Source organism: Candidatus Aquicultor sp. (assembly GCF_054640775.1).
Genome location: NZ_JBTSLF010000217.1, coordinates 1 through 3,938, shown reverse-complemented (window position 1 = coordinate 3,938; position 3,938 = coordinate 1). Strand labels below are relative to the sequence as shown.

Here is a 3,938-nt window from a genome sequence, read left to right as displayed (position 1 = left end):
CTGAGGTTGAGGGAAGTGTATGTTTTTAGGCTTAGGACCACCAGAATTAATAGTCATACTGATACTCGCGTTGATTATCTTCGGACCGAAGAGGTTGCCTGAGATAGCGCGCTCAATCGGTAAAATGATAGGTGAAGTTAAAAAGGCATCCCAGGGTTTTCAAGACTCCGTTAAAAAAGATCTCATCGAGCCCATCAGCACCGTAGGTGAGGAGATAAAAGGGGATAGCAAAGAAGCATGATTCTTGCTAATCTCACTATATCCCAATTTGGAGGGGTTCGTTCGTGAGCGATCAAGAGATGACCTTTTTAGAGCATTTGGATGAGCTGCGCAAGAGGCTTATCTATGCCGTTATCGTCCTCCTCATCGGAACGGCTATTTGCTATATCTTCTTTAAACCACTGCTTGAACTCATCAAGTGGCCTTTACCTAATGATTTGCAGCATATTCAGCTGACTGTGTTCGGCTTTATGCAGATATTCATGCTGCGTTTTAAACTCTCGGTAATCGGGGGTTTTCTCCTTACATCTCCGTTTATCATCTACCAAGTACTGGCGTTTTTTGCCCCGGCGCTTAAGCACAACGAACGTAAATATATCCTTGCGATTCTACCCGCTATGACGGTTCTGTTCCTTGGTGGCGCGGCGTTCGCATTTTTCATCATTTTGCCGCAGGCTATCGGTTGGCTGCGCGCCCAGGGCATGGGTCAGCTCGAATTTATCCTGAGAGCCGATGATTACTTAAGTTTTGTATCGCTGTTCATGCTATCGTTCGGAGTTGCGTTTGAAGCCCCGTTGGTCATCTTTCTCTTGATAAAGCTCGGTATCGTCGACCGAAAAACGCTGCGTAAAAATTGGCGGATTGCCTATGTATCGAGTTTCATCATAGCCGCTATCGCCACACCCGACTGGGGAGTCTTTGATATGGGTATACTCGGGGTCGTTCTTATCTTGCTATTCGAGCTGAGCCTGCTTGCCGCGCGCTGGCTCTAAGGGAGTTACCATATAATGCACGAACTTGGATTAACGCAGAGCATTGTCGATATAGCGGTTGAGCACGCGGTAAAGAACGGCGCGGCAAAGATATCCCAGGTTAACGTCAAGGCCGGCAAGATGACCGCGATAGTCGAGGACTCGATGCAGTTTTTCTTCGAGTATCTTGCGGGCGATACGATAGCGGCGGGCGCCCAACTCGTCATCGAGCACGTCCCGATCGTTATCCGCTGCTTGCAATGCGACAAAGAAAGCGAAGTCGAGCAGCTCGATATCTACACCTGCCCGCACTGCGGCGAACATACGGTGGAACTTGTCTCCGGTAGAGAATTCTTCGTCGACTCGATTGAAGTGGAATAAGATTAACGTAAGGTGATCTAAATGGAAATAAAAGTGTTAGAAAGCATCTTCGCGGCAAACGAGAACCTTGCCGATAAAAACGCTGAGATATTTAAAGAAAAGGGAATATTCGCGATAAACCTCATGGCCTCACCGGGTGCGGGTAAGACGAGCTTTATTCTCGAAACCGCCCGCCGCCTATCCGGTCACCACAAAGCGGCCGTTATCGAAGGAGACATCGCTTCAAAAGTCGATGCCGAAAAAGTCCGCGAGCATGGGATTGAAACCGTACAGATAAACACCGGGGGCGCTTGTCACCTTGAGGCCAATATGATTCAAAAATCGCTCGAGTACCTGGATTTGACCGGCGTCGACCTTTTGATAATCGAGAACGTCGGCAACCTGGTGTGCCCCGCGGATTTTGTCCTGGGCGAATCGGCGCGCGTGGTCATTCTCTCGGTTCCCGAGGGCGACGACAAACCCCTCAAGTATCCAACGATCTTCTCGAGTTGCGAAGTATTGATTATCAATAAAATCGATATGCTTGCGCTTTCTGATTTTAGCATGGAGCGCCTCGAGGAAACCGTGCGTAAACTCAACCCAAACGTGAACGTCATACCCCTGTCTTGCCGGACCGGTGAAGGCTTCGATGCCTGGATGGGTTGGCTTGAGGCCAACTTATCATCTGACCAGCCGAAGTAAGGTTGTCAGTGGTTTTAATATTTGTTATAATATCTATGAACAAACGCAATAATTGTGTTTACTAAAGAATGCTCTCTGAAAGAAGGTTCAATGGCAAGGGAAAAAGTGCGTCTTACGCAGTTATCAAGCAAAAGCGGCTGAGCCGCCAAGATGAGTCCGGGGGACTTACAGCAGGCACTGAGCTGGTTGCCGACGGACAAAGCCGAGGAACTCTTGGTCGGCTTTGAGACGTCCGATGACGCCGCAGTCTACAAACTTGATGATACGCGCGCATTGCTCCAGAGCGTTGATTTCTTTCCGCCGATCGTCGATTCAGCCTACCTTTTCGGCAAAATAGCTGCGGCGAACGCGCTAAGCGATATCTATGCCATGGGTGGAATACCGCTAACGGCACTCAACCTCGCGGCGTTTCCGTGCAGCCTGGGGCTCGACCTTCTCGGTGAGATACTGCAAGGGGGAAGCGAAAAGGTCAAGGAGTCGGGGGCCATCATCGTGGGTGGGCACACCATACAGGATAACGAGCCGAAATACGGCCTATCGGTAACGGGCATCGTCGACCTCGATAAAGTAATTACCAACAGCAATGCAAAACCGGGCGATGTGCTTGTTCTTACTAAGCCGCTCGGCATGGGCATCCTTGCGACCGCCCTAAAACGCGGCATTGTAAGCGAAGACGATATAATGCCGGCGATTGAAGCCGCCGCAACCCTTAACAAGGCCGCGGCCGAAGCCATGGTCGAGGTGGGTGTAAACGCCTGTACCGATATCACCGGGTTCGGCCTGCTCGGTCACATGCATGAAATGGTAAATGGAAGCGGCGCAAAGGGGACGATCAGCATCAAGAGCATCCCGATCTGGGAGCGTGCGATCGATTTTGCGAAGCAGGGCATTATCCCGGGCGGCGCAAGGGATAACCGTGCGTTTCTTGGAGATACTGTTGTCTTTACGGCCGACGGCTCGATCCCGCCGGAGATACTCTTCGATCCGCAGACATCGGGTGGTCTTTTAATCAGCGTACCGCAGGAGAAAAGCAAACAGCTCCTCGATGCGCTTGAGGCGCACGGCGTGGTCACCAGGGCAGTGATCGGCCGAATCGAAGAAGGAACACCAGGGGTAATAGAGGTCGTGTAATTAGTAGGCAGTAAGCACTAAGCAGATAATCAGGGCCGGGGTAACTTGGCCCTTTACTTTTACTATTGCAAAACCGGTTTAGCAGGCCGGTTAAGTTGAAATTTTATCGAAAAACCTATTTAATTTGATTAGTGACCAAATCCGAGAACTTTTAATCCGAGAGTCTTTCATGGGGTGAATACGAATGTCGAAAAATAAATACCTGCGCCAACTTCCTAAAGTCGACGAAGTTCTCGACTTGCCCGAGGTTAAGCACCTATCCAGCCTTTATCCACGGCCCCTTATCGTGGACGGCGTTCGCTACGTCATCGACGAGAGGCGTGGGACCATCCTGTCCATGCCGGACGACGAGCTGGATGGTATCGATGTATCCGCATCCTCGTTGATGAGCGACCTTGAGGACTGGCTTGAGAAGCAATACGCCCCAAGTCTTAAACGTGTCATCAATGCGACCGGTGTTGTCATCCACACCAATCTGGGCCGCTCGATATTGAGCGCATCGGCTATCGACGCGGTGGTCGCGGCGGCATCCAACTACTCGAATCTGGAGTTTGATCTCGAAAAGGGAGCCCGCGGCTCACGCCACAGTCATATCGAGTCGCTTCTGGTCAAGATAACCGGGGCCGAGGCGGGCATGGTGGTAAATAACAACGCCTCGGCGGTGTTCTTGGCGCTCAGCGAGCTTGCAGCCGGCAAAGAGGCTATCGTCTCACGGGGCCAGCTCGTTGAGATCGGCGGCTCCTTCAGGATTCCCGATGTCATGCGGCAAAGCGG

Annotated in this window: 5 protein-coding genes and 1 pseudogene; all 6 read left to right on the top strand. The window is 51.2% G+C overall.

Going from position 1 to position 3,938, the window contains the following annotated elements:
* Positions 1–19: 19 nt before the first annotated feature.
* Positions 20–241, top strand: a complete 222-nt coding sequence (tatA, locus tag ACYC56_RS13035; RefSeq protein WP_461374607.1) for a twin-arginine translocase TatA/TatE family subunit — start codon at positions 20–22, stop codon at positions 239–241.
* A gap of 43 nt (positions 242–284) precedes the next feature.
* Positions 285–992 (top strand): twin-arginine translocase subunit TatC, encoded by a 708-nt coding sequence (gene tatC, locus ACYC56_RS13030; protein ID WP_461374606.1) that lies wholly within the window; start codon positions 285–287, stop codon positions 990–992.
* 15 nt (positions 993–1,007) lie between these two features.
* Complete coding sequence (hypA, locus tag ACYC56_RS13025; protein ID WP_461374605.1) at positions 1,008–1,352, top strand: hydrogenase maturation nickel metallochaperone HypA; 345 nt, start codon at positions 1,008–1,010, stop codon at positions 1,350–1,352.
* A 21-nt stretch (positions 1,353–1,373) separates the two neighbouring features.
* Positions 1,374–2,033, top strand: coding sequence for a hydrogenase nickel incorporation protein HypB (hypB, locus tag ACYC56_RS13020; protein WP_461374604.1), 660 nt, complete (start codon positions 1,374–1,376; stop codon positions 2,031–2,033).
* A gap of 90 nt (positions 2,034–2,123) precedes the next feature.
* On the top strand, positions 2,124–3,164 hold the full coding sequence (gene selD / locus ACYC56_RS13015; protein WP_461374603.1) for a selenide, water dikinase SelD: 1,041 nt from the start codon (positions 2,124–2,126) through the stop codon (positions 3,162–3,164).
* Between the two features lie 184 nt (positions 3,165–3,348).
* Positions 3,349–3,938 (top strand): annotated as a pseudogene (locus ACYC56_RS13010) (L-seryl-tRNA(Sec) selenium transferase); the annotation flags it as partial.

Excerpts from the sequence above, each read along its gene's own strand:
- hypA (WP_461374605.1), top strand. The coding sequence starts at position 1,008 with ATGCACGAACTTGGATTAACGCAGAGCATTGTCGATATAGCGGTTGAG.
- tatA (WP_461374607.1), top strand. The coding sequence starts at position 20 with ATGTTTTTAGGCTTAGGACCACCAGAATTAATAGTCATACTGATACTC.
- hypB (WP_461374604.1), top strand. The coding sequence starts at position 1,374 with ATGGAAATAAAAGTGTTAGAAAGCATCTTCGCGGCAAACGAGAACCTT.